Origin of the sequence: Streptomyces sp. GC420 (genome assembly GCF_009916105.1) — a bacterium.
Lineage (GTDB): Bacteria > Actinomycetota > Actinomycetes > Streptomycetales > Streptomycetaceae > Streptomyces.
Map to the genome: position 1 here is coordinate 1 of NZ_JAAAXQ010000640.1, position 2,641 is coordinate 2,641.

The following is a 2,641-nucleotide window of genomic DNA, read 5'->3' on the forward strand; positions in this document are numbered from 1 at the left end:
TCTCGGGGGTGCGCTCACCCCGGTCGTGGCCACCGCGGTGGCGGGGCGGGGCGAGGGGCCGCCCTGGGGAGTGGCGGCCTACCTGACGGCGGTGGCGCTGCTCAGTCTGGGCTGCTTCGCGCTGCTGCCTGAGACCCGGCCCGGGGAACTGCGCGCCCCGCGGGCGCGGGCCGTGATGGAACGGGGATGAGCGCGGGCCCCGGCGGCGGTGCCGGGGCCCGCTCCGGGGCGTCAGGCGTCGACGCGCGGCTTCCCGGCCTCCCCGGCGCGGTCCGGCTTCCTGACGGCGATCAGGCTGGTGATCGTGGTGACGATCAGGACGGTACAGATCACGCCGAGCGAGACGGGGATGGAGATCTCGGGGACGTGCACCCCGGACTCGTGCAGCGCGTGCAGCACCAGCTTGACGCCGATGAAGCCGAGGATCACCGACAGGCCGTAGGAGAGGTGGACCAGCTTCCGCAGCAGCCCGCCGATGAGGAAGTACAGCTGGCGCAGGCCCATCAGGGCGAAGGCGTTGGCGGTGAAGACGATGTACGGGTCCTGGGTGAGACCGAAGATCGCCGGGATGGAGTCCAGCGCGAAAAGGACGTCCGTGGTGCCGATGGCCAGGATGACGACGAGCATCGGGGTCATGACGCGCTTGCCGTGCTGCCGGACGAAGAGCTTGGTGCCGTGGTACCTGTCGGCGACACCGAAGCGCTTCTCGGCGGCCTTCAGCAGGCGGTTCTCCTCGAACTCCTCGTCGTGCTCCTCTGCCCGCGCCTCCTGGATGAGCTTCCAGGCGGTGTAGATCAGGAAGGCGCCGAAGATGTAGAAGACCCAGGAGAAGCTCGCGATGATCGCGGCGCCTGCGGCTATGAACACCGCGCGCAGCACCAGGGCTATCAGCACGCCGATGAGCAGCACACGCTGCTGGTAGCGCGAGGGCACGGCGAACTTGGCCATGATCAGGACGAAGACGAACAGGTTGTCGACGCTGAGCGACTTCTCCGTGATGTACCCGGCGAAGAACTCACCGGCGGGCCGGCCCCCGGCGAGGACCAGCAGGCCGGCGCCGAAGAGGCCGGCGAGGACGATCCAGACCACGGTCCAGGTGCCCGCCTCCTTGATGGAGACGTCGTGGGGTTTGCGGCCGATGAAGAAGTCGACGGCGATGAGGGCCGACAGACCGACGACGGTCAGCAGCCATACGGTCAGGGAAACGTCCACGGGTCAGGAATCCTCCGGCTCGGGGCACGCCGCACGGGCGTTGTCACTGCCGGAGGTCTCTTCCACCCGCTCCGCGTGCGCGACGGCACGATCTGCCCCGGAACGGGCCGACGCCCCGGGACCGGCACGAACCGGACCGTACTGACGGGAACGCCGCAGTCAGGAGTACTCCCCTCCGCTCCCAGAACAGTACACGAAAGACCAAGTGAAGGTAAAGGCTTCCCCAAGAAGAGTATGGTTTCGCAGGTCAGGGGCCTGATCGACTCAGGAGCCGTACGCCCGGCGGGCCGCCGCCACTTTGCCGAGCACCTGCCACAGCACCTCGCTCCCCTTCGGCGTCACCGCCGGTTCGTACGTCCAGGCGTGCCCCACCCACGGATCGGCGAGATGGTCGTCGGGGACCGGGGTGAGACGGAGCAGTGAGCGCCACAGCGGGTCGAGAACGGGGCCGTAGGCGGAGGCGTCCTCGCGGTCCGCGACCATCAGCAGATGCACGCCGACGGACGGTCCCTCGTCGGCGAGGTACCGCAGCTGGGTCACGGCCCGGTCGTCGAAGCCGTGCGGGAAGTCGTTGACGATCAGCAGCTGCTGGGCGACGTCAAGACCGGGCGGCAGCGCGTCGGAGGCGCCCCCGCGCAGCGCCATCTGCACCAGGTCCACCCGCTGGGTGAGCCTGGCCAGTACTGCCGCCACTCCCCCGGCGCCGCTCGCGGGCGGCTCGGCGAGCACACCGGTGCTCACCAGGGGGCTCAGCGCGGGAGCGCCCGTGCCCGCGGGGTCGATGACGTGCACCGTGAACTCGCCGGCCGGGTGGACGGCGAGCAGGCGGGCGGCGTGCGCCACCGCGGTCTCCATGGCGAGGCCGCGCAGTTCGTCGCCGTCGACGAGTCCGGCGGCGGAACTGGAGCGTCCGCTGTCGATCCACAGACCGCGCTCCATCGGCAGCCTGACCAGCATCGGGATGCGCAGCTCGGTGTGCTCGGGCAGACGCAGATCGCCGAGGCGCAGCGCCATCGGGATCTCCATCGGCACGCGGTACCCCTGCCATACCGGGTTGTCCCAGCCCGCGTAGGCGGGCGGCAGGGCCGGTTCCACGACGGCCGCCTCGGCGGCGAGCTGCGCCAGGTCGCGGTCCAGCACGGCCCTGGCCTGGTCGATGAGCTGGTCCTGCCGGGCGCGGGCCGCCTCCCTGGCCTGTTCACCGCCGCTGCCGAGGCGGCTGCGCGGGTCCGCGAGCAGCCGGTCCAGTTCCTGCTCCATCCGCGATTCGGCGAAGTCGACCGCGCTGCGGTACGCGGCGACGGTGCGGGCCATGTCCTCGAACATGCCCCACACCTGGTTGTAGAGCCGCTCGTCCATGGACCAGCCGGTGGCGTCGCCCGCGACGGGCTGTGCGGGCCGGCCCGGCCCGGCCGGCGGCGCGGCGGGG

General features: G+C 71.0%; 1 protein-coding gene and 2 pseudogenes. 1 reads left to right on the forward strand and 2 read right to left on the reverse strand.

Going from position 1 to position 2,641, the window contains the following annotated elements; genetic code table 11:
• Nucleotides 1-190: pseudogene (locus GUY61_RS37245) on the forward strand (MHS family MFS transporter); the annotation flags it as partial.
• Nucleotides 191-231: 41 nt separating this feature from the next.
• Here GUY61_RS37245 and GUY61_RS37250 read toward each other — a convergent pair.
• Together GUY61_RS37250 and GUY61_RS37255 are read right to left on the reverse strand one after the other, a co-directional pair.
• The gene (locus GUY61_RS37250; protein WP_166634713.1) at nucleotides 232-1,212 is read right to left on the reverse strand and encodes a TerC family protein; all 981 of its coding nucleotides are present in this window, start codon (nucleotides 1,210-1,212) and stop codon (nucleotides 232-234) included.
• A 264-nt stretch (nucleotides 1,213-1,476) separates the two neighbouring features.
• Nucleotides 1,477-2,641, reverse strand: a pseudogene (locus GUY61_RS37255) (export associated protein); the annotation flags it as partial.